The sequence below is a fragment of the Streptomyces sp. bgisy159 genome, assembly GCF_965341775.1.
Taxonomy (GTDB): Bacteria; Actinomycetota; Actinomycetes; order Streptomycetales; family Streptomycetaceae; genus Streptomyces.
On record NZ_CBDQZH010000038.1, the window covers coordinates 33,224 to 59,452 of the forward strand.

20 protein-coding genes are annotated in these 26,229 nt (G+C 72.7%); 7 read left to right on the forward strand and 13 right to left on the reverse strand.

Translation table 11 applies throughout. The annotated features are described in order from the left end of the window. Positions 1–38: 38 nt before the first annotated feature. Entirely contained in the window at positions 39–1,250 is a 1,212-nt protein-coding gene (locus tag ACSLTV_RS28060; protein WP_432137805.1) for an IS701 family transposase, read from the reverse strand. A 770-nt stretch (positions 1,251–2,020) separates the two neighbouring features. On the opposite strand from ACSLTV_RS28060, the gene ACSLTV_RS28065 reads away from it, so the two are divergent. Then, positions 2,021–2,575 carry an LmbU family transcriptional regulator gene (locus ACSLTV_RS28065; protein WP_432137804.1) on the forward strand — a complete coding sequence of 185 codons (555 nt, stop codon included), beginning with the start codon at positions 2,021–2,023 and terminating at the stop codon, positions 2,573–2,575. Between the two features lie 290 nt (positions 2,576–2,865). Further along, positions 2,866–3,711 carry a dimethylargininase gene (gene ddaH / locus ACSLTV_RS28070; protein WP_432137803.1) on the forward strand — a complete coding sequence of 282 codons (846 nt, stop codon included), beginning with the start codon at positions 2,866–2,868 and terminating at the stop codon, positions 3,709–3,711. Between the two features lie 105 nt (positions 3,712–3,816). On the opposite strand, the gene ACSLTV_RS28075 is transcribed toward ddaH, so the two are convergent. Both ACSLTV_RS28075 and ACSLTV_RS28080 read right to left on the reverse strand, forming a co-directional pair. Further along, positions 3,817–4,473 (reverse strand): FMN-binding negative transcriptional regulator, encoded by a 657-nt coding sequence (locus tag ACSLTV_RS28075; RefSeq protein WP_432137802.1) that lies wholly within the window; start codon positions 4,471–4,473, stop codon positions 3,817–3,819. A gap of 190 nt (positions 4,474–4,663) precedes the next feature. After that, entirely contained in the window at positions 4,664–5,827 is a 1,164-nt protein-coding gene (locus ACSLTV_RS28080; RefSeq protein ID WP_432137801.1) for a serine hydrolase domain-containing protein, read from the reverse strand. A 612-nt stretch (positions 5,828–6,439) separates the two neighbouring features. On the opposite strand from ACSLTV_RS28080, the gene ACSLTV_RS28085 reads away from it, so the two are divergent. Beyond that, a complete protein-coding gene (locus ACSLTV_RS28085; RefSeq protein WP_432137821.1) occupies positions 6,440–8,008 on the forward strand; it encodes an FAD-dependent monooxygenase in 1,569 nt (522 codons plus the stop codon). Positions 8,009–8,140: 132 nt separating this feature from the next. On the opposite strand, the gene ACSLTV_RS28090 is transcribed toward ACSLTV_RS28085, so the two are convergent. Then, the gene (locus ACSLTV_RS28090) at positions 8,141–9,577 is read right to left on the reverse strand and encodes an endo-1,4-beta-xylanase (RefSeq protein WP_432137800.1); all 1,437 of its coding nucleotides are present in this window, start codon (positions 9,575–9,577) and stop codon (positions 8,141–8,143) included. 702 nt (positions 9,578–10,279) lie between these two features. Here ACSLTV_RS28090 and ACSLTV_RS28095 point away from each other — a divergent pair. Further along, entirely contained in the window at positions 10,280–11,710 is a 1,431-nt protein-coding gene (locus tag ACSLTV_RS28095; protein ID WP_432137799.1) for a non-reducing end alpha-L-arabinofuranosidase family hydrolase, read from the forward strand. 157 nt (positions 11,711–11,867) lie between these two features. Here the strand turns inward: ACSLTV_RS28095 and ACSLTV_RS28100 are convergent, their stop codons facing one another. From ACSLTV_RS28100 to ACSLTV_RS28130, 7 genes are all read right to left on the reverse strand, one after another. Beyond that, positions 11,868–13,244, reverse strand: a complete 1,377-nt coding sequence (locus ACSLTV_RS28100) for an MDR family MFS transporter (RefSeq protein ID WP_435613097.1) — start codon at positions 13,242–13,244, stop codon at positions 11,868–11,870. Beyond that, positions 13,241–15,028, reverse strand: a complete 1,788-nt coding sequence (locus ACSLTV_RS28105) for an ABC transporter permease subunit (RefSeq protein ID WP_432137797.1) — start codon at positions 15,026–15,028, stop codon at positions 13,241–13,243. Before ACSLTV_RS28105 ends, ACSLTV_RS28100 begins: the two co-directional genes overlap by 4 nt. Before the next feature lie 104 nt (positions 15,029–15,132). Beyond that, on the reverse strand, positions 15,133–16,641 hold the full coding sequence (locus ACSLTV_RS28110) for an ABC transporter substrate-binding protein (RefSeq protein ID WP_435613098.1): 1,509 nt from the start codon (positions 16,639–16,641) through the stop codon (positions 15,133–15,135). Positions 16,642–16,717: 76 nt separating this feature from the next. Beyond that, complete coding sequence (locus ACSLTV_RS28115; RefSeq protein ID WP_435613099.1) at positions 16,718–17,257, reverse strand: GNAT family N-acetyltransferase; 540 nt, start codon at positions 17,255–17,257, stop codon at positions 16,718–16,720. 80 nt (positions 17,258–17,337) lie between these two features. Continuing rightward, complete coding sequence (locus ACSLTV_RS28120; RefSeq protein ID WP_435613100.1) at positions 17,338–18,147, reverse strand: TlpA family protein disulfide reductase; 810 nt, start codon at positions 18,145–18,147, stop codon at positions 17,338–17,340. A gap of 220 nt (positions 18,148–18,367) precedes the next feature. Then, on the reverse strand, positions 18,368–18,964 hold the full coding sequence (locus ACSLTV_RS28125) for a TetR/AcrR family transcriptional regulator (protein ID WP_435613101.1): 597 nt from the start codon (positions 18,962–18,964) through the stop codon (positions 18,368–18,370). Positions 18,965–19,275: 311 nt separating this feature from the next. After that, positions 19,276–20,748, reverse strand: coding sequence for a SulP family inorganic anion transporter (locus tag ACSLTV_RS28130; protein WP_432158668.1), 1,473 nt, complete (start codon positions 20,746–20,748; stop codon positions 19,276–19,278). A 454-nt stretch (positions 20,749–21,202) separates the two neighbouring features. On the opposite strand from ACSLTV_RS28130, the gene ACSLTV_RS28135 reads away from it, so the two are divergent. Both ACSLTV_RS28135 and ACSLTV_RS28140 read left to right on the forward strand, forming a co-directional pair. Beyond that, positions 21,203–21,631, forward strand: a complete 429-nt coding sequence (locus ACSLTV_RS28135) for a MerR family transcriptional regulator (protein ID WP_435613102.1) — start codon at positions 21,203–21,205, stop codon at positions 21,629–21,631. A 359-nt stretch (positions 21,632–21,990) separates the two neighbouring features. After that, a complete protein-coding gene (locus ACSLTV_RS28140; protein ID WP_432137789.1) occupies positions 21,991–22,827 on the forward strand; it encodes an alpha/beta fold hydrolase in 837 nt (278 codons plus the stop codon). 89 nt (positions 22,828–22,916) lie between these two features. Here ACSLTV_RS28140 and ACSLTV_RS28145 read toward each other — a convergent pair whose 3' ends face one another. After that, a complete protein-coding gene (locus tag ACSLTV_RS28145; protein WP_432158666.1) occupies positions 22,917–23,156 on the reverse strand; it encodes a hypothetical protein in 240 nt (79 codons plus the stop codon). 265 nt (positions 23,157–23,421) lie between these two features. Between ACSLTV_RS28145 and ACSLTV_RS28150 the strand changes: the two genes are divergently transcribed. Continuing rightward, positions 23,422–24,798 (forward strand): cryptochrome/photolyase family protein, encoded by a 1,377-nt coding sequence (locus tag ACSLTV_RS28150; protein WP_435613103.1) that lies wholly within the window; start codon positions 23,422–23,424, stop codon positions 24,796–24,798. A 32-nt stretch (positions 24,799–24,830) separates the two neighbouring features. Here ACSLTV_RS28150 and ACSLTV_RS28155 read toward each other — a convergent pair whose 3' ends face one another. Continuing rightward, positions 24,831–25,883 carry a MerR family transcriptional regulator gene (locus ACSLTV_RS28155; RefSeq protein ID WP_435613104.1) on the reverse strand — a complete coding sequence of 351 codons (1,053 nt, stop codon included), beginning with the start codon at positions 25,881–25,883 and terminating at the stop codon, positions 24,831–24,833. Between the last annotated feature and the right edge of the window lie 346 nt (positions 25,884–26,229).

Here is a 26,229-nt window from a genome sequence, read left to right on the forward strand (position 1 = left end):
CCGGCGCCCGGGGTGACCGGGCGACGGCCCAGGTGCCGCTACGGCAGCCGCAGCGCCGGGCCGCGGTGCTGCGGTGCGACGGCACCGTGCAGACTGCGGAAGGTGTAGGCGGCGGAGATCAGGGCCATGTGGTGGTACCAGCCGGGAAAGGAGCGCCCCGCGAAGTCCAGCAGCCCGAAGTCCTCTCGCAGCGCGTCGACCACGGCCGTCGTGCCACCGGTCAGCGCGGTCATGGCGGCGACCGCGCCCGGGGAGTCGTGCACGAGACTGGTGAGCCACAGCCGGCCCGGCGCACCGGCGGCGCCCCCGTCCGTGAAGAGCCGGTAGGGAGGGCCGGGCGAGTGTCCCGGGAAGCTGCCCGGCAGGTGGACCAGCGCGCAGTGCGGGACGGCCGAGCGCTGCTGCCCGTCGGCCTGTGCGGTGACGTCGCCCTCCGCCTGCTGCGCGTGGACCAGGCTCCGCGCACTGACCGGTGCCGGGGAGGCCTCCCCGACGGGGAGCACGGCCAGCTGCGGCGGCACCGCGACGACGACGTCCCGGCGCCGCATGGCCAGCCCGCGCACCAGGTACCCCACGTCGGGATCGTGGCTCATGTCGGCGAGGACGACGGAGGACGGGGAGCCCAGGCGGGCCGACAGCCGGTCGACCAGCCGGAGCGCGTGCGCCCACATCGGCAGGTACTGCTCGGAGTCCGGGATGCGCGCGTCCCTGCGCCGGGCGGAGTCCTGCGTCCAGGCCCTCGGCAGGTACAGGCACCAGTCGACGGGGACCTGCGCCGCGTCCACGTGGAGGAAGGAGCCGAGCCCCAGCTGGCAGTTGAGCGTACGGCTGGAATGCAGGTCGAAGCGGCGATGGACGCCCACCGACTTGTCACCCCGTTTGGGCAGCACCACCCGGCCGATGGACCACACGGTCCTGGGGCGCCGGTGCGCCACCCAGCGGGTGATCTCCTCCATCACGTCGTCGAAGCCCCATGGGCTGAGGCTGACGAACTGGCGCAGCGACTGCACCACGGACGGATCGCGGGAAATTCCGGCGGCAATCCTGCGTAACGTCTTCTTGCCCGGTGTGGCGAGTAATCCGCTCAGATACGCGTGGGCGCACTTGCGTTGATCGATCCGGCGTAAGCTCTTGAAGATCGTCCCGCTGAAGTGCTCCAACGCTGAAGGTGAATCCAACGCTGAATGTGAATCGGCGGTGTCCGTCGCGTGGCGCGAAAGCGACGACGACTGCGGTGGGGCCGTTTCCATTCCGCGACAACTCCCCCCGAGTTCTCCTGACCGTGTGGAGGTTGAGTGTAGGACGCGCTTCACAGTGACGCCACTGTTGAGTCAGGTGGCTTGATCTGGCGCCTCGGGTGGCGCAGAGTGCCGTCACCGAGGTGGCGTGAACCGGTGCGTCCGCGCGTCGTGCGGTCGGTCCCGCGCCGGCACACCCGCCCACGGCCCGCCGGGCACAGGCGGCGGGGAGCGGACGCGGAGCACCCGGCCCGTGGCCCCCGAATCAGACGATTTACGATGAAACTCCTTTGTAAACCAGGGTGTTGGCCGCCCCTCGGCGTGCCGCCTGTCCCGGTACCACCCATCGCAGGCCCGCGCTGCGGTGTCAAGTGAGCGTTCGAACTCCGCAAAGTAGTACTCGATGGCGCCAAGATCCTTGAAGTGGTGCCGCCGCTGGGATCTACTCAAGGCCGCAGCAGGTGGCCCACCCGCCGGCACTGAATACCGGTCAATTCTCGATTTGTTCAGGTCGTCACCGTTCAATGGCGGGACGCGGGCCGAGGTTCTTCGTAAACGTGCCACGAACCACGTGATTGCCTCTGTGCCGAGGAGGCAATGGCGCGAGATCAGTCTGTGTACCAGCACGTCGACACGGGGGCATCATGACCAATCAAGTCGAAGAATGCTCAGAACCCAAGACGGTTATCTTCGGTAGACCCGCGGGACCCGCGGGACCCGCGCCGCGCGCCCGCAGAAGCAGGGGGACGGAGAACCGGCGCGAGCAGGTACTCACCACGAAGGTGGGGCTGCACATCCCCGTCGGACTCGCCTTCGAGGAGTGGGAACACGCCGGACGCCAGCTCTCCGGGCTGCTCAACTCCTCGTCCTGGTGGCTCGGTGACTGGCTCGTGTACGGGAAGGCCCACTACGCCGACCGCTACGAGCGCGGCATCCGCGCCGCCGGCCTCCAGTACCAGACGCTGCGCAACTACGCCTGGGTCTCCCGGCGGTTCGAGCTGGACCGGCGGCGCCCCGCCCTCAGTTTCCAGCACCACGCGGAGCTGGCCTCGCTGCCCGTAGAGGAGCAGGAGTCCTGGCTGGACCGCGCCGAGCGAATGCGGTGGAGCACCAAGCAGCTCCGCAACGCCATCCGCAGCGAACGCGAGAGCGGCTCGGCGCAGCCGGACGTCGCGGCGGCGACACGTCGGCTCGCCGTGCCCGACAACCGGCTCCAGTGGTGGCACAGGGCGGCGGCGCAGGCGGGCACCGAGCTGGAGGAATGGGTGATGGCCACGCTCGACGCCGCCGCCAGCCGTCTCCTGGAGGACCCCGGCCGGAGCCTGTCCCTGGACTGAGCGGACCCGGGCCCCCGGACCGGACCCCCGCGCTGTCCCGTCGGCGGGACAGCGGAATTCCCGCCCGGTGCGCCTGCCGTCCCGCGATGTGCGCGACCCCGCCCCGTCCTCCCGCGGACGGGGCGGAGGTGTTTCCCGGAGAAAGGGACACACACGGAGAACACAGAAGTGAGTGGCACGTCCGAGCGTGTTCATCAGGCGTCACCGCATTCGATGGCGATCGTGCACCTCACGCCCGTCCGGTACTGCTTCACTATGTCAGCCATTGCTGCAGGAAAGACGGGAGCGAAATGTCGCACAGGCCTCCGAAGATCTCCGCCGGCAGCGTCCCTGCCGCGTCGCCGCGCCGTTATCTGATGTGCCGCCCCACGCACTTCGACGTCACGTACTCGATCAATCCGTGGATGGATCCCGGCAGACCCACGTCGACCGAGACCGGCCTCGGTCAGTGGAAACGGCTGCACGACACGTTCGTCGGCCTCGGCCACCAGGTGGAACTCATCGACCCGGTGCCCGGACTGCCCGACATGGTGTTCGCGGCGAACGGCGCCACGGTCGTCGACGGCAAGGTCCTCGTCGCCCGGTTCCGGCACCCGCAGCGCACCGACGAGGCCCAGGCGTACCTGGACTGGTTCGGCCGCGGCGACTGGTCCGAGGTCCGTCAGGCCGAGCACGTCAACGAGGGGGAAGGGGACTTCCTCTTCGCAGGGGACGAGATCCTGGCGGGGACCGGCTTCCGGTCCGACCCCCGGGCGCACGACGAGGTGCGCGAGTTCTTCGGCCGTCCCGTGGTGAGCCTGACCCTGGTCGACCCCCGCTGGTATCACCTCGACACGGCACTCGCCGTGCTCGGCGACGGGCAGGTCATGTACTACCCGGCGGCGTTCTCCGCCGAGAGCCGTGCACTGCTGGCCGAGCGCTTCCCCGACGCGGTCCTGGCCGGCGAGGCCGACGCCGCCGTGTTCGGCCTCAACGCGCTGTCGGACGGCCGCAACGTCGTGCTGCCGCGCCAGGCCGCCGGGCTCGCGGCGCAGTTGCGCGAGCGCGGCTACACGCCGGTCGGAGCCGACCTGAGCGAGATGCTGAAGGCGGGCGGCAGCGTCAAGTGCTGCACGCTCGAGCTGCGCACCCGCTAGCGCGGCGGAAGCGGCCGGGGGGGGCGGGCTCCGACCGGAGCGGCCCCCGGGCGCGGCGGGACGCGGGGCACCCGCCGGGTGTCCCGCGTCCCCGCCCGGGGTGCCTCAGGTCGCGGAGCGGGGCAGCCTGCTCATCAGCTCGGCCGTCTCCCGGTGCCGGGTGCACGCGCGTCCGCCGAAGGACTCCCGTACGCGCTCCCGCACCTCGGCGGGCTGCTCCTGACTCAGTTTGAACATGCCCTGGGCGCCCGTCACCGAGATCCGGAACGCGCCGACCCCGGAGACGATGCTCCGGAAGTAGTCGATCGACTCCGACTGGTCCCAGCCGGCCCCGAAGCGCTCCTCGAAGGACAGCGCCGTGGCGCGCACGACGCCGAGCGTCTCCTCCACGGAGCCGATCTTCTCCACCACGCCCCGCACATGGGCCGAGGTGAAGTTCCAGGTCGGCGCGGCCGGTGACGTCCCGTACACCGTCGGGGAGACGTACGCGTGCGGACCCGTGAAGGCCAGCAGCACGACGTCCCCGGTGTTCAGCGCCCGCCAGTGCGGGTTGGCCCGGTTCATGTGTCCGAGCAGCGTGGCGCCCACCAGGTCGTCGGGCCACTCGCCGGTGGTCCCGGGGTCCGGGATCACGGGGAGGTGCGTGGCGAAGGGGCCCTCCTGCGGACTCCCGTTGGTCACCGCCAGTGCCAGGGGGTTCCGGCGGATCAGGTCGGCTATCCAGGAACCGTCCGGTTCGCGATAGTGACTGGGAACGAACACCCGGACATCACACTCCTCCGTGTCGGTTTTCCGAAACAGGTCCGCTGCTTACGGATATGCGCGCACATGACGCGGGCGGCGCATTTCCGAGGTCGTCTTCGATGAGTCCCACCGGAGAAAGGCGAGACGGAACCGCAATTCCCGCCGCTCACGGGAGCGGCGGGAACGGCCCGGTGCGGTCGCGGAGGTCCTAGCAGTACTCGGCCTCCAGGATCGGCAGCACCGTCTCGGCTCCCCAACTGCTGTTGTAGTTGACGGTGATCTGGTGGCTGCCGTCCTGGGTGGTGGCCGCCAGGGTGATCCACCCCGGCATGCCGCCGTCGTGGTACCAGAACGGGGTGCCGCAGCTCGTCGTGAACCGTTCGATGCCGAGCCCGTAGGACGAGCCGGGGAAGTCCGGGTTGTCGACGGTGGTCCGCATCTCCTTCAGCTGCCGCGGCGGCAGCAGCCTGCCGCTCATCAGGGCCCGGAAGAACCGGTTCACGTCACGGGCACTGGAGATGATGTCGCCGTCGCCCCAGCCCTGGGAGCCGTTCATCTCGGTGACGTCGTCGACCCGGTCCGGAGCCGAGGGGAAGAGCCGGGCGTAGCCGCGGCTGCTCGGCCGTGGCAGGCCCACACCGTCGCCGGCGTGGGACGTCGCCCTCAGACCCAGCGGACGGATGATCCGCGCGCGCACCTCCTCCTCGTACGGCCTGCCGCCGACCTTCTCGACGATCAGCGCGGCCAGGACGTCGTTGGTGTGCGAGAACCAGTGCCGCTCACCGGGCTGGAACGGCGGCCGGTGGGCGAGCGCCACCCGCACCCGCTGCTCAGGGGTCACGGTGTCGTAGCGGTGCCGGAGGAACCCCTCACCCGTCATGTACGTCGCGACGTACTCCTCGTCGGCGAGGTAGTCGAACAGCCCGCTGGTGTGGTTGAGGAGCTGCCGCACGGTGATGCGGCGGCCGTCGTTGCCGTTGCCCCGCACCAGACCGGGCAGGTGGCGCTCGACGGCGTCGTCGAGACGGAGCCGTTTCTCCGCCTCCATCTGCAGCAGGACGGTCGCCACGAACGTGTCGGTGATGCTGCCGACGCGGAACCGGTCGTTCCTCCTGCGCGGGGCACCTGTGCGCAGGTCGCCGACGCCCGCTGCCGAGGACCACACGCGGCCGTCGCGCCGCGCCTGGGCGGTGACGCCGGGGACACCGGCCGCCACAGCCGCGTCCATCGCTCGTTGCGTGGCCTCGTGGCCCGCCACCGGAGCGGGGGTCTTCTGCGAGGCCCCGGCGGGCGCCGTGAAGGCGGTGGCCAGCAGCGCGGTGGCCGCCGCCAGAGCGACCGCGCCGGTCTTCAGGCGGTTGCGGATCGTCATGCGTGCTCCTGGGAGTCGTTCGTGATCGGCTGTGCGGTGCTCGTGCGCCGCATCCCCGGGCGGGCTCCGGACGGGGCAGGCGCCGCGGGCGGGGTGGGGAAACGAGCGGTGTGCGCCGGCGTCCGGCCGGCCTCGGCGGCGTCGGGCCCCGTGCTCGCCGTCCCGTCCGGAGGGGACTGGACGCTGTCCCGGGTGTGGCCGGAAGGCGGTGGGGCGCCGGGTGACGCGGTGCGCGGCCGGGACGCGTCGGCCGACGGCCAAGCAGCCCTGTGCGCTCGGACCTGGCCGCGGGCCCGGTGCTTCCGGCGGCGCGGACGCCCGACGGCGGAGGGGATACGGGTGGTTCGGCCGACCGTGGCGACCTTCCCTCCCGGTGAACGGCACCACGAGAACACACCTCACCCCACCCCGGCAACGCTCCCGCGGTCACCCCGGCCGTCGCGGTCCCGTCCCGCCGACGGGACAGCGGACGAGCCGGAGGCCGGGTCCGTGACGCGCAGCGGAAGGGGGAGGCGAACGTCCGGTGGCCGCGCACCCCGCGCGGCCCGGCATCGTCTTGACCGCCTGATCGGCTTCCGTGACCGTGGTGGTGCTCCGCGGACGTCGGAGGGCATGCGAGCGGCAGGGGGAGGCGGCGTGGGACACACCGGCAGGGACACGGACGTGGTGATCGCGGGCGCCGGGCCGACGGGCCTGATGCTCGCCTGCGAACTGCGCCTGGCGGGCGTCGACGTGACGGTGGTCGACCGGCTCGCGCGGCGCACCGGGGAGTCCCGGGCCGGCGGGATGCACTGCCGCACCCTGGAAGTGCTGGACCAGCGCGGCGTCCTGGACCGCTTCGAAGCGGCCGGCGACCTGACACCCGTCGGCCACTTCTCCGGGCTCATGCTGGACTTCGACGGCCTGGAATCCCGGCATCCGCTTCCGCTGATGATCCTTCAGTCCGCGGTCGAGCGGCTGCTGGAGGAGTGGGCCGCAGACCTCGGCGCACGGGTGCGCTGGTCGGCGGAGGTGGCCGAGATGCGCCAGGACGAGGACGGCGTCTCCGTCGGGCTGCGCACCCCCGGGGCGGATTCCGTACCGCTGCGCGCCCGCTATCTGGTGGGCTGCGACGGCGGCCGCAGCGCGGTGCGCAAGCTCGCGGGCATCGCCTTCCCCGGCACCCCGGCGACGATGACCGCGCTGATCGGCGACGTCGAACTCCCGGACCTGCCCGAGGAGTACGTGTGGGCGCGGCGCTGCGAGACGGGCGAGTACTCGGCGATCCCCTTCGAGCCGGGTTGGCACCGGGTCATCACGTCCGACTACGACCGTGTCGCGGACCGCGACGAACCCGCCACCTTCGAGCAGCTCCGGCAGTCCCTGATCAAGCTGGCGGGCACCGACTACGGGATGCGCAACCCGCGGTGGGTCTCCCGGTTCGGGGACGCCGCGCGGCAGGCGGCCCGCTACCGGGAAGGCCGGGTGCTGCTCGCGGGCGACGCGGCGCACATCCACTTCCCGGCCGGCGGGCAGGGCCTGAACACCGGGGTGCAGGACGCGGTCAACCTCGGCTGGAAACTCGCCTCGGTGGTGCACGGCCGGGCCCCGGCCGGCCTGCTGGACACCTACCACGCCGAGCGTCATCCCGTGGGGGAGCGGGTCCTGCAGAACACCCGGGCGCAGGCGGCCCTGACCCGCCCCGGCGCCCAGACCGACGCGCTGCGCGAGGTGTTCGCCTCGCTGCTGGTGTTCGACGACGTCAACCGGCGGCTGCGGAACATGCTCACCGCCCTGGACATCCGGTACCCGGTCGGTGGCCGTCACCCCCTGTCGGGCCGCCGGGTACCGGACGCCGGCCTCAAAGCCCTCGGCGGTGCCACCAGGGTGTACGAGCTGCTGCACGCCGCCCGTCCCGTCCTGCTCGACCTGCGCGGCGGCGGCGCCGGCCTGGCCGCTGCCGCCCAGGACTGGACCGACCGCGTCGACGTCGTCGAGGCGTGGTGCGAGGAGGAGCACTGGGCCGTCGCCTCCCACGGGGAGATCCCCGCACCCGCCGCCGTGCTCGTTCGCCCCGACGGCCATGTGGCCTGGGCGGCCGACGCGGACCGCGCGCCCGACACCGCCGCCCTCCGGACCGCCCTCACCACGTGGTTCGGCCCGCCCCGGCCCGGAGCGGGCGGGGGCGGACCCGAGGAGTGAGCCGGTCGCCGCGGCCTGTCCCGCGCACCTGAGCACTGGACGGCGCGGAACGCTCGGCCGGGACACCCCGGCCGAGCGCTGCACGGACCTACGGACGAACGACTCCGGCCGTCCTCGGCCGGCGACGGCGCGTCAGGTGCGGGTCCAGTGCTGGTTGCTGCCGTTCCAGCAGGAGTAGAGCTGGATCAGGGTGCCGTTGGCGGTGCCGGCCCCGGCGGCGTCGAGGCAGAGGCCCGACTGGACGCCGACGATGGAACCGTCGGAGTTGAGGCGCCACTTCTGGTTGTCGCCGCCCCAGCAGCTGTAGATCTGGACCTTGGCGCCGTTGCCGGTGCCGGCGGCGTCCAGGCACTTGTTGCCGTAGACCCTGAGCTCGCCCGCGTCGGTGTAGGTCCACTGCTGGTTGGTGCCGCTGTTGCAGTCCCACAGCTGGACCTGGGTGCCGTCGGCGGTGGAGGTCCCGGGGACGTCCAGGCAGCGGCCGGAACCGACCCCCTTGATCTGTCCGCCGTCCCCGGAGGGCGGGGGCGTGGTGGAGCCGCCGTTGAGAGCGTTGAGGACGGAGGTGTAGGCGGGCTTCTTGCTGCCGTTGCCGTTGAACAGCAGCGGGGTGTCCCCCGAGCGCCACGAGTCGGTGTCGCGCACGCCCCAGACGGTGATGCCCAGGCAGCGCGAGACGGCCAGGCAGTCGTTGGTCACGTTGGCGTAGGTCGTGGGCGAGGCGCCCTGGATGTCGAGTTCGGTGATGGCCACGTCGACGCCGAGGGCGGCGAAGTTCTGCAGGGTGGTGCGGAAGTTGCTGTTGTAGGGGCTGCCGCTGTTGAAGTGCGACTGGAAGCCGACGCAGTCGATCGGCACGCCGCGCTGCTTGAAGTCCCGGACCATGGAGTAGACGCCCTGCGTCTTGGCCCAGGTCCAGTTCTCGATGTTGTAGTCGTTGTAGCAGAGTTTGGCGGCCGGGTCGGCGGCGCGCGCGGTGCGGAAGGCGACCTCGATCCAGTCGTTGCCGGTGCGCTGCAGGTTGGAGTCGCGCCGGCCTCCCGAACCGCCGTCGGCGAAGGCCTCGTTCACGACGTCCCACTGGACGATCTTGCCGCGGTAGTGGGCCATCACGCCGTTGATGTGGTCGATCATCGCCTGGCGCAGCTGGCTGCCGCTGAGGTTCTGCATCCAGCCGGGCTGCTGGGAGTGCCAGGCCAGGGTGTGGCCGCGCACCTGCTTGCCGTTCTGCACCGCCCAGTTGTAGACGCGATCGGCGGAGCTGAAGTTGAACTGGCCCCGCTGGGGTTCGGTGGCGTCGATCTTCATCTCGTTCTCGGCCGTCACCATGTTGAACTCACGGGCCGCGATCGTCGTGTACGCCGAGTCGCCCAGCCTGCCCGAGGCGATGGCGGTGCCGAAGTAGCGGCCGCTCTGCGCCGCTGCTGCGCCGAGTGTGCTCTCCGCGGCGTGTGCTCTCGGCGGCGCCACCAGTACGGTGACCACGCCGAGGGCGCCGACGACCAGCGCCAGCAGCAGGCCGCGGATCTTCCGCCGGACAACGGGTCTGGCGAGGGCATACGAGCCCATCACTGTGCCTCCAAGGTAGAAATCACGGACGGACTCCGGCGCAGTGGACGGCGCAGGGGAGTGCGGCGTCCCACGGAATCCGCCGGGGGGCCGGGGTGCCGTGCAGTGCGGATTTCTCAGAGCCGAGGGGTTCGGAGTCTCGAACCACGGCCGGTTCCTCAGGCAGGAATGATTGAGGTGTTGATGATGCATCGTCAATACTTCCGCAGAAAAAGTTTCTGCCGATTGGTCGAAACATTCGGAGCCGCGAGGGCTTGTCGGGCTGGCCCTCGTGCCCTCAGTGGATGGTGTCGTCGCGCCGACCGGGAATCCTCGCCATATACCATGAGTTGGCGGACCGTTGCGGGTCGCATTGTCGAATGTTTCGAATTCACCGGCGACGCATGCGAGAGGTATTGACGCTGTCCACCCGTTCCCTATCATTCAGCTTGCTCGACACTTCGACTGTCGTTCGATATCCAGAACACGTCGAGTCGCCTCAGTGCCCCACGGGCGACCGTCGCACCGCCGGGACGCGGAGCCGTGAGGGGGTCGTGGCAGAGGTGAATGTCATGTTCTCGCCAATGTTGCCGTCGCGCTCTCGGGCCGCGCCGGTCCGGTGCGCGGGGCTCGCGGGCCGTCGCACGCCGCACCGCACCGACCGTCCGGACGACCTCTGACCAGGCCGGCCGGAACCGCCCACTCAAGGTTGAGGAAGTGCCCATGCACAGAGGAAGTTTCATCCGCAGGCGTCCGTCTGCGGTGCTCGCCGCCGCGGTCGCGGTCCTGTCCGCGCTGGCGGCGCTGCTCGCCGCCGCCCCGGCTCAGGCGGCGACCACCGGCGCCTTGCGCGCCGCCGGTTCGAACCGGTGTCTCGACGTGGTGGGTGCCGGCCAGAGCGACGGCACCCTCCTGCAGATCTACGACTGCTGGGGCGGCACCAACCAGCAGTGGACACTGACGGACGGCAACCAGCTCAGCGTGTACGGCAACAAGTGCCTGGATGTCCCGGGTCACACCACCACCCCGGGAACCCGGGTGCAGATCTGGACCTGCCACAGCGGCGCCAACCAGCAGTGGCGGGTCAACTCCGACGGCACGGTCGTCGGCGTGGAGTCCGGACTGTGCCTGGAGGTCGCGGGCGGCGGTACGGCCAACGGCACAGCGGTGCAGATCGGGACGTGCAACGGCGGCACCGGCCAGAAGTGGAGTGGCCTGTCCGCGGACCCGACCCCGCCGGACGGCACGTGCACCCTTCCTTCGACCTACCGGTGGACGTCCACGGGCGTGCTGGCGCGGCCGGCGAACGGGTGGGCCGCGGTGAAGGACTTCACCACCGTGACGCACAACGGCAAGCACCTGGTCTACGCGTCGAACGTCTCGGGCTCCTCGTACGGCTCGATGATGTTCAGCCCCTTCACGAACTGGTCGGACATGGCGTCGGCCGGCCAGACCGGGATGAACCAGGCCGCGGTGGCGCCCACGCTGTTCTACTTCGCCCCCAAGAACATCTGGGTGCTGGCGTACCAGTGGGGCGCGTGGCCCTTCATCTACCGCACGTCGAGCGACCCCACCAACCCCAACGGCTGGTCCTCCCCCCAGCCCCTGTTCACCGGGAGCATCTCCGGCTCCGGCACCGGCCCGATCGACCAGACCCTGATCGCCGACGGCCAGAACATGTACCTGTTCTTCGCCGGTGACAACGGCAAGATCTACCGGGCGAGCATGCCGATCGGGAACTTCCCGGGCAACTTCGGCTCCTCGTACACGACGGTCATGAGCGACACGACGAAGAACCTGTTCGAGGCGCCGCAGGTCTACAAGGTGAAGGGCCAGAACCAGTACCTCATGATCGTCGAGGCTCGGGGCGCGAACGAGCAACGCTACTTCCGCTCGTTCACGGCCTCCAGCCTGAGCGGTTCCTGGACCCCCCAGGCCGCCAGTGAGAACAACCCCTTCGCGGGCAAGGCCAACAGCGGTGCCACCTGGACCAACGACATCAGCCACGGTGACCTGGTCCGCGACAATCCCGACCAGACGATGACCATCGACCCCTGCAACCTGCAGCTCCTCTACCAGGGCAAGGACCCCAACGCGGGCGGCGACTACAACCAGCTGCCGTGGCGGCCGGGCGTCCTCACCCTGCGACGCTGACCCTTCCGGTGAGCGGTTGCGGCCGCTGACCGACAGGGACCGCTTCGGGGAACCCCGGCCGTGCGACCGCCGGGGTTCCCCGTACGTCCGGCGGCAGGCCGTTCGCTCGGCTGGTCCGCCCGGGCAGACCGACGCCGGCCGCCCGGCCGGCGGATCGTCAGCCCGGTCGGCCCGTGCCCCCGGTCCGTCTCGGACGCCGCGGAACCAACGCCACCGCCAGCGCCGGAACCATGGCGAGCACAAGCCAGGGAACGGCGGGCGGGAGGCCGAGGTCGAGCAGAGAGCCGGTGGCCGAGCCGCCGATGAGGACGATCAGGCCGGAGACGGAGGACAGCGCACCGGTGTACAGGCCGAGCCGGCCCTCGGGGGCCAGGTCGGGCACCCAGGCGCGGGCCGCGGGCACGACGAGCATCTGGCCGAGGGTGAGCAGGACGACGAAGCCGGCGGCGGGCAGCAGCCCGGCGACTCCGGTCCCGTCGGCCCGGCGTGCGACGGCCACGACCGCGAAGCCGGCGGCGACGAGCAGCAGCCCGGCCGTCATGGAACGTCGCGGGCCGAGCCGGTCGCCCGCCCAGCGGCTGACCGGAAGCTGCGCGAACACGACCAGCAGGGAGGAGAGGGCGAACAGCCAGGACACGGGCGCCTGGGAGCCCGCCGCGCGCTGCACCTCGTCCGGCAGGGCGAGGTACAGCTGGTTGTAGGCCAGCAAGTAGCCGCCGTAGGCGCCGCAGAGGGCGAGGAAGCGGCGGTCGCGCAGCAGCACCCGCGCACCGCCGCGCTCCTGGGCGGGAAGCCGGCCGGGGATGTGGCGCGGCAGCAACCGGACGTGCCCGGCCAGCACCACGACGAAGACCCCGGCTCCGGCGAGGCAGGCGGCGCGGAAGTCCACGGCGAGCAGCAGCCCGCCGAGCAGCGGGCCGACGAAGGCGCCCGCCTGGCCCGCCACGCTGAACAGGGCCAGGACCCGGGTCCGGGAGCCGTGCCCCTCCTTCTCCCGTGCGACGGCCTGGCGGGCCGCCTCGGACTCCACGGCCGGGGAGAACAGCGCGGCGGCGAAACCGATCACCAGCACCGCCCCGATCACCGCCCAGGTGGCCTGCGCGTACCCCAGCCAGGCGAACCCGGCGACGCGCAGGGCACAGCCGACGAGGACGACGGGGCGTACGCCGTACCGGTCGACGAGCCGGCCGCCGACCACGAACAGCCCCTGCTGGCTGAAGGTGCGCAGCCCGAGGACGAGACCGACCAGCCAGCCCGCCATGCCGAGCGCGGTGCCGAGGTGCCCGGCGAGGAACGGCAGGACGGCGTAGAAGCCGACGTTGAAGGCGAGCTGGCTCAGGATCAGCAGCCGCAGCAGCGGTGTGAGGTCCCTCCACAGCGTCCGGACGCGCTCGCGTGGGGCCTCGGGCGGCGCCCCGCCTTCGGGTGTCCTGCCGGCGGGTGCCCCCTCGTCGGGTGTCCCGCCGCCGGGTGTCTCGTCACCGAGGGAGTGGCCCGCCCGGCGGGCCGGGGGGCGGGGGGCGGGATCCGTCATGAGGTCACCCGGTGTGAGGCCGGAGCGGGGGCAGGGAGTGCGTCCGGGCGGTTCGGCGGCCGCAGCTGGGCGGGCACGGCCTCGCCGGCTGTGCCGGAGGGGCTCTGCCGCCGATTGGGCCGCCGGGGCAGCCGTATGCCGCCCGCGGCGGTCACCGCGAGAGCGCCCAGCAGGGCGAGCACCGCGGCCGGGAAGAGGACCGCCCAGGGGGCGCGTTCGGCGTACGGCTGGTTCTCGGCGAGCAGCAGCCCCCACTCGGGGGACGGCGGCTGCGCGCCCAGGCCGAGGAAGCCGAGCGCGGCCAGGGACAGGGCGACACCCGGCAGTCGCAGCAGGGCGTGCCGGGTGACCGGGGGCAGCACGGCGGGCAGCAGCTCGTGCCGGAGGAGGTACCGGCGTCCGGCGCCGAGCGCCCGGGTGGCGGCCAGGTGGGAGGTGGCTCGCTCCTGCCGCAGCAGGGCGGAGGTGTGGGTGGCCAGCGGGGTCCAGGCGACGACGGCCACGGCGAGCGCCGGGGTCCAGGGCCCCCTGCCCGTGATGCCGGTGACGAGGAGACCGGCCGTCACCGCCGGTACGGCGTTGACCGTGTCGGCCAGCGGGGCGGACAGCCGGGGCAGCAGGCCCAGCAGCACCCCGGCCACGAGTGCGGCCACACTCACCGCGAGGGCCAGGGCCAGGGTGTTCAGAGCCCCGTGCGCGACGCGGGCCAGCAGGTCCCGGCCGAGCGCGTCGGTGCCGAAGGGGTGGGCGGCGGACGGAGCCCGCAGCCTGTCGCCGGGGTGCAGGGCGAGCGGGTCGCGCGGCAGGCCGAGGCCGATGACCGCGAGGAGCAGCGCCCCGTACAGCAGGGGGAGGGGCCGGGCGGTGGGCGGGCCGGACCGGTGCAGGGAGTGCAGGGCGCCGCCGCGCAGCGCGGGCCCGATCAGCCACCGTGCCGTGAGCCGGGCGAGGAGTCCGGCGGCTGCCGCGAGGAGCACCAGGGCGAGCGTGCCGGTCTGGAGCACGGGCAGGTCCTGGGCGAGGGCGGCCCGCAGGGTGAGCCTGCCCAGGCCCGGGATGTCGAAGATCTGCTCGACGGCGACCGATCCGCCGGTCAGGCCGACCACGAACAGCCCCAGGTTGGGCAGCAGTCCGGGCACACACCGCCGGAGCGCCTGCCGGGCCACGGACGCCGGGCCGACCCCCCGTGCGGCGGCCGCCGGCGCCCACGGCTCGGCGAACGCGCCGGGCAGCAGATCGGCCAGCAGCCGCCCGAGGACCGCCCCGGCGGGCAGCCCGAGGGCGAGCGCGGGCAGTACCGTCCACCGCGGCCCGTACCAGCCGAGCGCCGGCAGCCAGCCCAACCGCACTCCGATCACCGAGGCCAGTACGGACGCGAGGAGGAACTCGGGCAGCGCGGCGAGCACGGCCGTCGCGGTTCCACCGGGCGCACGGTCGCCGAGGCGGCGCCGCGAGCCGAGCCACAGTGTGCGGGCGCTCACCGCGGCGGCCGTGGCCAGGGCGACGGCGAGGGCCCCGGCCATCAGCAGCAGGGAGACACCGAGGGCCTGCGCCGCGGCGGGCAGCACCTCGGTGCCGGAGACCCACGACGTGCCCGCGTCCGCGTGCAGCAGCCCGTCGAGCCACCGCCGCAGCAGCGGCAGCGGGCCGTCGTCCAGCCCGAGCTGGTCCCGGACGGCCCGCAGCGTCTCGGGCGTCGGGTCGCGTTCGGCCGACCGGGCCTTGAGTACGGTCAGCGCGGGGTCGGTGCGCGACAGCCACGGCAGCAGGCCGATCCCGCACACCAGGGCGGCCGTGAGGGCGGCCCGCCACAGCAGCGTGGGACCGCCGCCCCGCGCGAGGGCGCGCAGGGCGGCGGCGCCCCTGGTCAGGGGTGCGTCCGAGGTGTTCAGCGCCGGGTCCCCGTTCCCACGAGGGTCCGCTCGTACGGGTCGAGCGGCACGCCCCGCACGGACGTCCCGATGCCGGTGGCGACCTTCAGGTGCACCAGCGGAACGACCGCGTCGGTGCCGAGGACGGCGGCCTCCACCGCCATCGAGGCGTCCTGCCGTTCGGCGGTGTCGCTCTCGGTCCGGGCGGCGGCGACGAGCTCGCCGATGTCCTTGTCGCACAGGAACGACATGTTGTAGGAGCCGCCGCAGGTGTAGTCGCTGCCGAGGACGGTGACCGGGTCTCCGGTGTCGAGCAGCATGTTGCGCGAGACGATCGAAGCGTCGAACTTCCCGGCGAGCAGGTCGCTTTCGAGGCGCGCGTACGTGCGCACCTCCAGTTCCACCGTGAATCCGGCCTTCTGCAGCTGCTGCTGGAGCACCTGGGCGGCCTCCGGCAGCTCGGGCCGGTCGTTGTAGGTGGCGAGGGTGATGCTCCTGCCGCCGGGTGCGGTGGCCTTCGCCCGTCCGGGCGGCGCGACGCGCTTGTCCGACGCCCAGTTGAGGGCGGGGCCGTAGAGTCCCTCGGCCGGTTCGGCGTGTCCCTCGTACACGTCCTCGGCGATGACGGAGGTGTCGATCGCCTCGCGGGCGGCGGCCCGCAGGCCCGCGTCGGTGAAGGCGCCGGACGCGGTGTTCAGGTGCAGGCTGAGGTTGCGGGCGGTGTCGGCCTCCTTGACGGTGTCCTTGTCCAGGGAGGCGAGCTGGGCGACGGGCAGCGCCTCGGCGATGTCGACGTCTCCGGTACGCAGGGCGTTGGCGCGGGCGGTGCCGTCGGAGACGAACCTCGCGTCGATGCCGGATGCCTGGGCGCGTCCACCCCAGTAGGCGTCGAAGCGGTCGAGGCTCGCCGCTGTGTCCCCGGTGGTGCTGGTGAGTTCGAAGGGGCCGGTGGCGGTACCGACCACATCCACCGTGCCCTTCTTCGCGTACGCCTTCGGGGAGAACACCGCGAGGGACGGGTTGGACAGCCGCAGCGGCAGCGCGGGATCGGGTGCACCGGTGCTGACGCGGACCCGGTCAGTGCCCACGGCCTCGGCGGTGATCCGCACGCCGGATATCGCGGAGGGGGCCGGGTCGGCCCGGCCGGCGGCGTCGAGGGCGGTCGCGACGGCCTGCGCGGTGACGGCCCCGCCGTCCTGGAACTCCGCGTCCCGCAGGGTGAACACCCAGCTCCTGCCGTGGTTCTCACTGCTCCATGACTCCGCGAGCGCGGGGGCCGCGGTGCCGTTGGCGTCGAGTCGGGTCAGTCCCTCGGAGACGCCCAGCCGGGACAGGGTGAAGGCGTCCTGGCCGTACGGTGAGTAGTTCTCCGTCGGAGCGAAGGCGAGAGCGACTCGCAGACGTGCGCCGTCGGCGGAGCCTGCGGCGTCGGAGGACGACGCGTCGCCGCCGGAGGAGGCGAAGCAGCCGGACAGCAGAGGCGTGAGCAGCAGGCCGGCTGTCAGCCGACGGCGGAGAGTTCGCATGTTCCTCGTCGTTCCGTGTTCTGGTTCCGTGTGCGGCGTTCCGGGGTCCGCGACCCGGAGTATATGAACATGATTATCATTTAGGCAATGGGATCTCGAAGTGCACGACGCCGCTCCCGCCGCCCGGCACCTCCTCCCGCTCGTCGCAGACCACCTCGCCCAGTGCCCGCCACAGCCCCATCGCGCCGGGCGAGTGCGGATACGCGTGCAGGTACACGGACCGGTAGCCGCCGTCCGCCTCGGCGAAGTCCACCAGCCCCGCCACCAGCCGCCGGGCCAGGCCCCGCCGCCGGAACTCGGGGCGCACGTACACCCGCCGCAACTGCGCCGTCTCGCCCGAGGGATACCGCTCGGCCAGTCGCCGCGGGTTCGGCGGATGCGCGGGGCCCCGCGCATCCAGTGCCGCCGTGGCCGCCACCGTCCCGTCCCGCTCGTCGACGGCGACCAGCAGGGTGTGCCGCGGCGGTGCGAGATAGAAGGCGACCGGGTCGATGATGTCGGCGTGCCAGCGCGGCACGTACCCCGTGCCGAAGTCGCGGTACACGGCGTCGAGCATCACCGCCCGCGCCCCACCGAGGTCTGCCGCCGAGGCCTCCTTTATGCATACATCTTGCATTTGCACATCATATGCAAGAGGTGGCTCTTGTGGGTGTGGGTGCGGGTGTGGAGGTGCCTGGAAGGGCTGGTGATGTCACGTCAGGGTGGCGAGCAGGGCCGCGGCGGCCGCGCAGGCGAGCAGGGCGGCGGCCGCGGCGGGGCCCGCCGGTCGGCCGGCAGGCGGGTGAAGAGCCGGGAGAGCGTGCCGAGCACGGCGAGTGGGGGTGCGGCACGCCAGATGTCGCGCCCGGTCCTGCTGCCGGCGGCGGTGACGATGCCCGGGAGGTGCCCGACGGCACGGAGCAGGGGGCCCGCCATGGCGCGGCTGCGGCCGTGGACGCGAGACCCGGCCGCCGCCTGCTCGAGTGCCCGGCGCAGGGCCGGTTCGTCGTTCGCCCAGTGCGAGCGGAAGCGGATCGTGCCGTCCGTGTCGATGAGGTAGGCGGAGTTCGGCTTGGGCGTGAAGGCGCGGTGCAGGGTGCCGTCGATGTCGTCGACCGCGACCTCGAACGGGACGCCGTGGTGGTGACGCAGCCGTTCGGCGTGCCGGTGTTTCTCCTCGGCGGTGGTGGGCTGGCCGATCGTCTGACCCGGGTGCGCCTCGCGGGTGTTGACCAGTACGAAGCGGACGCGGTCACCGAACCGGGCGTGCAGGCGCTTGAGCACCGGCACGGCGCTCTCGGTGACGGGGCAGGTCCGTGACCCGAAGACCATGAGCACCGGCCGGCCGCCCAGCGTCCGGGAGGCGAACCGGTCTCCGTCGAGGGTGGGTAGGTCGAACTCCGGCAGTGGGCTGCCGGGGCCGAGGGCATTCCGGCCGAAGGTCATGTCCTCGATCAGGAGCCGTGTGCGGAAGCGTTCGAAGCGGTAGTCCGAGCCGGCGTCGCGGGTGGTCGGGCGGAGGTCCATGCGTGCTCCTCGGGGCGGGGGCGGAATCTGTTGACCGTTCGGTCAAGTGAAGGGGCAGGGGAAAGACAGGGAAGGGGGCGGTGTCGGGTGACGGGGCTGTGGGGCGGAGGCCGGGTGACGGGGTCGGGGATGGGGCCGGAGTGGCGGCAGGGGGTGGGCGCGGGCGGAGCGGGCCGGGGTTGAGTGGCCGGGTCCGAGGGCTGGGGTCAGGTGGCCGGGATCAGGTGACGGGGGTCTCCACCAGCGCGCGAACGGCGGTCCTGGCCTCCGCGACAAGGGCCGGCCGGTCGTACGCCTTGGCCATGAGGGTGATGCCCTGGAGGTACGCCAGTGCGCGCAGGGCGGCCGTGTCGGGGTCCACTCCTGCCGGGACGTCGCCCCGGAGCACGGCCTCCCTCATCGCCTCGCGGAAGTACCGCTGCCACGTGGTCAGGATCTCGGCGATCCTGTGCCGGGCCGCCCCCGGCCGTCCGGCGAGTTCGAGCGTGAGGTTGCCGATGGGGCAGCCGGGCACGGCGCCCATCGAGTCCCGCGCGGCGGTCAGCATGCCGGCGAATCCGACGACGAAGGCGTCGATGCGTTCCAGCGGCGGTGCCTCGCTCCCGAACGCCTCGTCCAGGAGGGCCTTGAGCAGTTCCCAGTTGGCGTCGATCACGGCCAGGCCGACGGCCTCCTTCGACGGGAAGAAGTGGTAGAGGCTGCCGCGGTGCACTCCCGCCTCGCGGCACAGGTCGCCGATGCCGACCTCGGCGAAGGACGAGCCGTGGATCAGCGCACGCGCCGTCTGTACGAGGCGGGTGCGGGTGTCGTCCGTCATCGGGCCTCCAGTTGACCGTTCGGTCAACCGTAAAGCCGCTTGACCGAACGGTCAAGTGAGCGTCCTGGCCGGTGCGCCCGGTACCAGCTGTGCGGCCCTTGGGCGGAAAGCCGTCGCAGTGTCGATCTCCCTGGCGAACGCGGGCGGTCGCCGTCCAACAGGCTGTGCCCTGCCCAGGCGCACGAGGAAGGGAGATGTACGCCTCCACTGGCCGGTCCGGCGGGGCCGGACCGTAGGGTCGGCCGGCGCTGCGGACCGCGCGGTGGAGGCGTACGGCCCCGCCCCCACGCGTACGTGGTCCGCGGCGGGGGTCAGTGACCGGCCGTGAGTTCGCCGCTTAGCTTGCCGTGGAGGTCGGCGCTCGGGTCGTTCAGCCCGATGATCTCGACGGTCTTGCCGCGCTGGGCGTACTTCGTCTCGATGGCGTCGAGGGCGGCCACGGAGGACGCGTCCCAGACGTGTGCCGCGCTGAGGTCGACGACGACCCTGTCCGGGTCGCCCGCGTAGTCGAACCTCCCGACCAGGTCGTTGGAGGAGGCGAAGAACAGCTCACCGCTGACCCGGTAGACCACCGCGGAGCCGTCGGGGTCGGTGACGGCGGTGACCTCGGCGAAGTGGGCGACCCGCTTGGCGAAGATCGCCATCGCGGTGACCGAGCCGACGACGACGCCGATCGCGAGGTTGTGGGTGGCGACCACGCAGACCACGGTCACGACCATGACGGTGATCTCGCCGACGGGCATCCGCCGCAGGGTCTTCGGGGCCACGGAGTGCCAGTCGAAGGTCGCGACCGAGACCATGATCATGACGGCGACGAGCGCGGCCATCGGGATGTCGGAGACGACCGGCCCGAAGACGATGCACAACACCATCAGGAACGCGCCGGCGAGGAAGGTGGACAGGCGGGTGCGGGCGCCGGAGACCTTCACGTTGATCATCGTCTGGCCGATCATGGCGCAGCCGCCCATGCCGCCGAAGAAGCCGGTGACGATGTTGGCGACACCCTGGCCGATGGACTCGCGGGTCTTGTCGGAACGGGTGTCGGTGATGTCGTCGACCAGCTTGGCGGTCATCAGCGACTCCATCAGGCCGACCAGCGCCATGGCGAAGGCGTACGGGGCGATGATCTTCAGCGTGTCCAGGGTGAAGGGCACGTCGGGCAGGCCCGGCACCGGCAGCGAGGACGGCAGGTCGCCCTTGTCACCCACCGTGGGAACGGCGATCGACGCGCCCACGGTGATCACGGTCAGGATGACGATGGACACGAGCGGCGCCGGAATCACGGTGGTGACCTTCGGGAAGAACACCATCAGCGCCAGGCCGGCGGCGATCAGCGGATAGACCGCCCACGGCACGTGCGTCATCTCCGGGACCTGGGCCATGAAGATCAGGATCGCGAGGGAGTTCACGAAGCCGACCATCACCGAGCGCGGTACGAACCGCATCAGCCTCGCCACCCCGAGCGCTCCGAGGATCACCTGGAAGACACCGGCGAGGATGACCGCGGCGACCAGGTACCCGAGGCCGTGTTCGCGGTTGAGCGGGGCGATGACCAGGGCCACCGCTCCGGTGGCGGCGGAGATCATCGCCCGCCGGCCGCCGACGATCGCGATCGTCACGGCCATGGTGAACGACGCGAACAGGCCGAGTGCCGGGTCGACACCGGCGATGACCGAGAACGAGATCGCCTCGGGGATCAGAGCCAGGGCGACGACCAGGCCGGCCAGCACCTCGGTGCGCCATACCTTCGGGTCGCCCAGCCAGTCGGGCTTCACACGGCGCAGGAGCGTGATCGGGGAGTCGGGGGAAGCACCGTTCGGGGAGTCAGGGGAAGCAACAGAGGACAAGGGGAAGGAAGACCTGTCGTGCTCGGGCACGCCCCACTTCGGCGGGCAGGGGCGGGCGGGAGGACGCGGAGCGGCCGGGGCGGCACCCCGCGGGCGGCTCCGTACGCACGGAACCGGAGGACGAACGGGAACGAGGCGCGCCGCCCGTGCGGGCGACGGACTCACATGCGGTGGCGACGCGTCACGGTGGGCAGGCGGCGGTGCCGGGCGTCATGGGCTCGCGCACACTTCTCTCCTGCGACGATCGTGGCTTCGCCGGGGGCGCCATCGGCCCCGACACGGCAACGGCGGCGCGGCGGAACGCCACGCGCCACCGGCAACTCTACCCTGACGTTAGGGTAGAGGCCGGCGGGCTGTCCGCCGCACCGAGACGGGTCGGAGAGCGACGGACGTGGACGGCGAGCACATGCAGATCGGCGAGGTCGCCGCGCGGACCGAGTTGTCCCTGCGCACCATCCGGCACTACGAGGACGCCGGCCTCGTCGTGCCCTCGGCCCGCTCGCAGGGTGGCTTCCGCCTCTACACCGAGCGGGATGTCGAGCGGCTGATGGTGATCCGCCGCATGAAGCCGCTCGGCTTCACCCTGGACCAGATGCGGGACCTCCTCGACGCGACCGACCGCCTCGACGGCGGCCCGCTGACGCACGGTGAACGAGCGGCACTCCTGGAGCGCGTCAGGGGATACGAGCGGGAGGCCGCCGAGCAGGTGGCCAGGTTGCGTGTCCAGCTCGCGCGGGCCGAGGAGTTCGCGCGCGCCCTGCGCGAGAGGGGGGGAGCGGAACACCGACGACGGCCACGAGCGGCTGGAGCCGACCGCTGACCGCTGACCGCTGACCGCTGAGCGCCGATTGCCGACCGCTGGCTGCCGATCGACGACCGCTTGCACCCGGGCGCCGCGCTCACGAGGGACGGGACGAAACCCAGTCCTCGTTGCTTCGATGGCGGTCGAGACCCACGGCCTCGAACTCGTCCTGGCCCAGGCTTCTGCCGGCGCCCAGCTGCCGAAGCGCCTGAATAGGGGGGCGGCGGCGGGGGTACGTCGTCCGGCGCCGGGGTCGCGGTTGTGAGGTCTGCGCTCGTGGGCAAGGATCGGTGCGCCGGGCGACTCGTCGTACTGCCGGGAGCGCCCCGGCGTGTGACCGCGTCCCTGACAGCCGAGCCGAAACGAGGAATCAGCTCATGCCGTTCATCACAGTGGGCCGGGAGAACTCCACCGACATCGACCTGTACTACGAGGACCACGGGTCCGGGCAGCCGGTCGTGCTCATCCACGGCTTCCCGCTCGACGGTCACTCGTGGGAGCGCCAGAGCGCCGCGCTGCTCGACGCCGGGTACCGGGTGATCACCTACGACCGCCGTGGTTTCGGGCAGTCCGGCCAGCCGACCACCGGCTACGACTACGACACCTTCGCGGACGACCTGAACACCGTGATGGAGCGGCTCGACCTGCGCGACGCCGTGCTCGTCGGCTTCTCGATGGGCACGGGCGAGGTCGCCCGGTACGTGTCCCGCCACGGCTCCGGACGGGTCGCGAAAGCGGCGTTCCTCGCCTCACTGGAGCCGTGCCTGCTGCAGAGCGACGACAACCCGGGCGGGGCCGCGCCCAAGGAGTTCTTCGACGGGATCGTCGCAGCCGTCAAGGCGGACCGGTACGCGTACTACACCAGCTTCTACCAGGACTTCTACAACCTGGACGAGAACCTCGGCAGCAGGATCAGCGAGGAGGCCGTGCGCAACAGCTGGAACGTCGCCGCGCGCGGCGGCTTCTACGCTGCGGCTGCCGCGCCCTCGACCTGGTACACCGACTTCCGTGACGACATCCCGGCCGTCGACGTGCCCGCGCTGATCCTGCACGGCACCGGCGACCGCATCCTGCCCATCGACAGCACGGGCCGGCTGTTCCACAAGGCCCTCCCGTCCGCCGACTACGTGGAGATCGAGGGCGCCCCGCACGGCCTGCTCTGGACCCACGCGGAGGAGGTCAACAAGGCGCTGCTCGCCTTCCTGGCGAAGTGACCCGCCAGTGACCCGCCAGTGACCCGCGGCAGCGGGTGGGCCGACCGCCCGTCCGGCCGCCCCCGGGAGCCTGCGCGCGGGCGCCCCGCTCACCCGCCCGCCGGTGAGCCGCGCCCGAGGCGGCGGTTCCGGTCGCTCCGGCGGCCACGGCGTCCCGTACGTGAGCCCCGGTACGCGGCGCTGCGGGCCCCGGCCAGTGCGGCGCCGGGAGCCAGGCGGGGCAGGCTGTGCGCGTACGGGTCGAAGCCGGGGCTCGCGGTCCGCTCCGCGGGCAGCGCGGTCCGCACCGTGAGCACGGCGAACGTGCGCCACGGCCGGGTGTGCCTCACGGCTGCTCCGTTCCGGAGCGCGCCGGGTACCCGGCCGGGTGCCGGGAGAACCGCACGCCCGCGCGATGGGCGGAGGGGCGAGACGGGCTCGGGGACATGACGCACGGGGCGTACGGCCCTGCTGGTGCCCGGGTGCCCGGGTGCCCGGGTGCCCGGGAGCCCGCCGGACACGGCCTCCGCGGCGCATCCGTATCCGCCGCACCGCCCGAAGACAGGGCGAGCCACACCGGCAGCGCCAGGCAACCGGAGAGAGAAGCTGAAGCCCATGTCCGTCTCGGTCGTCCTGTTCACCTCCGATCTGCGGGTGCACGACCACCCCCCGCTGCGTGCCGCCCTCGACTCGGCCGACTCGGTCGTCCCGCTGTTCGTGCGGGACGACGCCGTGGCGGCGGCCGGGTTCGCCACGCCCAACCGCAACGCGTTCCTCGCCGACTGCCTCGCCGACCTGGACGCCTCCTTGCGCGAGCGCGGCGGACGGCTGGTGGTCCGCTCCGGGGACCTGGCGACGGAGGTGTGCCGGGCGGTGACCGAGGCGGACGCCGACGAGGTGCACATGGCGGCGGCGCACAGCCGGTTCGCCGTCCGCCGGGAGGACCGGCTGCGCCGCGCCCTGGAGGGCGACGGCCGCCGGCTGTTCGTCCACGACGCGGTCACCGTCGCCGTCCCGCCCGGTGAGCTGACTCCCGCCTCGTCGGACCACTTCGCCGTCTTCACGCCGTACTACCGCCGCTGGGCGCAGACCCGGCTGCGGGGTGTCGCCGGTGCCCCGCGCCGGGTGGGCGTGCCCGAGCACGTCAAGGGGGAGCCGCTGCCCGCGCGGGCCGACGTCCCCGGCGTCTCGCCCGGTCTCCCGGCCGGCGGCGAGAGCGAGGGGCGCAAGCGGGTGACCGCCTACTGGGGGCGCGGTCTGGCCGCCTACGACGACACCCGCGACGACCTGGCCGCCGACGCCACCTCCCGGCTCTCCGCGCACCTGCACTTCGGCACGCTCTCCCCCGTGGAGCTGGTGCACCGGGCGCGCCGCCAGGACACCCCCGGTGCGGAGGCCTTCGTGCGGCAGGTCGCCTGGCGGGACTTCCACCGCCAGGTGCTGGCCGCCCGCCCCGCCGCCGCCCGCGACGACTACCGCACCAAGCGCGACCGCTGGCGCTCGGAGCGCACCGCGAGCGCCGACATCGAGGCCTGGCGGGAGGGCCGCACCGGATACCCGGTGATCGACGCGGCGATGCGGCAACTGCGCGAGGAGGGCTGGATGCACAACCGTGCCCGCCTCCTCACCGCGAGCTTCCTCGCCAAAACGCTCTACGTGGACTGGCGGATCGGCGCCGCCCACTTCCTGCACTGGCTGGTCGACGGCGACGTCGCCAACAACCAGCTCAACTGGCAGTGGGTGGCCGGAACCGGCACGGACTCCCGCCCCAACCGGGTCCTCAACCCCGTCACCCAGGCCAGGCGGTACGACCCCGACGGGGCCTACGTCCACCGCTGGGTGCCCGAGCTGCGGGGCGTGGCCGCGCCCGCGGTGCACGAGCCGTGGAAGCTGCCCGGCGGCGACCGGGCCGCCCTCGACTACCCCGACCCGGTGGTGCACCTCTCCGAGGGGCTGGACCGGTTCCGCAGAGCCCGCGGCCGACAGGACTGAGAGACCGGAGGACGGGGCCGCGGCGGCCTCGGTCAGCGTGCCCGCGCCTGCCGCCCCCAGCCGTTGTCCTCGTAGCGTCGGCCGATCGTCTCCACCGTGTCGCGCAGCCCGGCGCAGCGCGGGAAGTCGCCGTACGTGCGCCGGTCCCAGCCCGGGCCGACGGGCAGGACGAGGGGCCGGCCGCGGGCGCCCGCCACGCCCCACTCCAGCCCGGCGACATGCCGGGCCAGTGGGGCCGACGCCGTGGAGCGGGCCTGCGCCCACAGCACCACCGCGGCCGGCCCGGTGCGCTGTACGCAGGCCAGCAGCGCCTCCGCGGGCACCGCCGCGCCCAGCGTCCGGGTCGGTACCCCGCGTTCGGCCAGCGCCGCGGTCAGTGCCTCGACGGGCAGGGAGTGCTGCTCACCGGGGGTGCAGGCCAGGACGACGGGCGGTGCTCCGGTGAGCGGTTCGGGGCAGGGCAGCAGCAGCGGCGCGCTGCGCAGGGCGGTGGAGACGTGCCAGGACAGCAGGTGCTCGACCTCCACGTAGCGGTCGCCGGACGACTCCCACCGCCGCCCCACGGCCCGCAGCGTCGGCACCATCACCTCCTCCCACGCCACCGTCAGCCCGTGCCGCAGCACGGCCTCCCGCAGACGGCGTTCCAGCTCCGGCGCGTCGAGGCGTACGGCGGCACGGGACAGACCCCGGCACTCCTGGCGCACGTCGCCCAGCGGCAGCCCGCCCCCGGGACCGCCCGGGCGCACCGGCGCCGCGAGGTCCGCGGGGCCCGCGAGGTCCGACGTGGGGGCGGGGGGCTCGGCCGGGGCAGGGGGAGCGGCGCCGGCCCCGGTGAACCGCAGCCGGGCCACCCGCGCGGCCTCCGCGGGTGGGACGCCCGACGCCGTGAGCCGGCACATCTCCTCCACCATGGCGACGTCCTGGGGCGCCCACCGGCGGTGCCGGCCCCGGGCCCGCTCGGCCGGGGCGATCCCGTAGCGGCGGTCCCAGGAGCGAAGGGTGGTCGGGGAGACGCCGAGCCGCCGGGCGAGCGACCCGGTGGTCAGACCGGCCGCTTCGGCCGCGTCGTCTCCGGCGTCGTTCATGGGCACTCCGTACGGGCGACGTGGGGGAGGCGGGGGACGAGGGCAAGCCGGGGGACGCGGTGGTGTCGAGGCAGTCGGGGTCGCCGCGACCGGCAGGGCTGCTGCGGTTGCCGCGGTCGACGGGGCCGGCGGGGCTGCTTCGCCTGCGGCGGCCTCGTGGGGTGGCGCGACATGGTGGTGGCCAAATGGATGCGGTATCGATGCGAGTTGTCGCCATCGTCCCCCGGCTCGCACGCTGAAGCAAGACCGGGGCACCCGGTCCCCCTCAGGGTGGTCCCCGTCGGGCCATCGAACGCGCAGGCGTCACGAGGCCGTGTGCCGCCGCGCGGCTCCGCAGAGGAGGCTG

Coding starts and splice junctions, on each gene's coding strand:
- ACSLTV_RS28060 (WP_432137805.1), bottom strand. CDS start 1,250: ATGGAAACGGCCCCACCGCAGTCGTCGTCGCTTTCGCGCCACGCGACG.
- ACSLTV_RS28095 (WP_432137799.1), top strand. CDS start 10,280: ATGCACAGAGGAAGTTTCATCCGCAGGCGTCCGTCTGCGGTGCTCGCC.
- ACSLTV_RS28090 (WP_432137800.1), bottom strand. CDS start 9,577: ATGGGCTCGTATGCCCTCGCCAGACCCGTTGTCCGGCGGAAGATCCGC.
- ACSLTV_RS28120 (WP_435613100.1), bottom strand. CDS start 18,147: ATGGACCTCCGCCCGACCACCCGCGACGCCGGCTCGGACTACCGCTTC.
- ACSLTV_RS28115 (WP_435613099.1), bottom strand. CDS start 17,257: ATGCAAGATGTATGCATAAAGGAGGCCTCGGCGGCAGACCTCGGTGGG.
- ACSLTV_RS28085 (WP_432137821.1), top strand. CDS start 6,440: ATGCGAGCGGCAGGGGGAGGCGGCGTGGGACACACCGGCAGGGACACG.
- ddaH (WP_432137803.1), top strand. CDS start 2,866: ATGTCGCACAGGCCTCCGAAGATCTCCGCCGGCAGCGTCCCTGCCGCG.
- ACSLTV_RS28100 (WP_435613097.1), bottom strand. CDS start 13,244: ATGACGGATCCCGCCCCCCGCCCCCCGGCCCGCCGGGCGGGCCACTCC.
- ACSLTV_RS28155 (WP_435613104.1), bottom strand. CDS start 25,883: ATGAACGACGCCGGAGACGACGCGGCCGAAGCGGCCGGTCTGACCACC.
- ACSLTV_RS28080 (WP_432137801.1), bottom strand. CDS start 5,827: ATGACGATCCGCAACCGCCTGAAGACCGGCGCGGTCGCTCTGGCGGCG.
- ACSLTV_RS28110 (WP_435613098.1), bottom strand. CDS start 16,641: ATGCGAACTCTCCGCCGTCGGCTGACAGCCGGCCTGCTGCTCACGCCT.
- ACSLTV_RS28150 (WP_435613103.1), top strand. CDS start 23,422: ATGTCCGTCTCGGTCGTCCTGTTCACCTCCGATCTGCGGGTGCACGAC.
- ACSLTV_RS28125 (WP_435613101.1), bottom strand. CDS start 18,964: ATGACGGACGACACCCGCACCCGCCTCGTACAGACGGCGCGTGCGCTG.
- ACSLTV_RS28140 (WP_432137789.1), top strand. CDS start 21,991: ATGCCGTTCATCACAGTGGGCCGGGAGAACTCCACCGACATCGACCTG.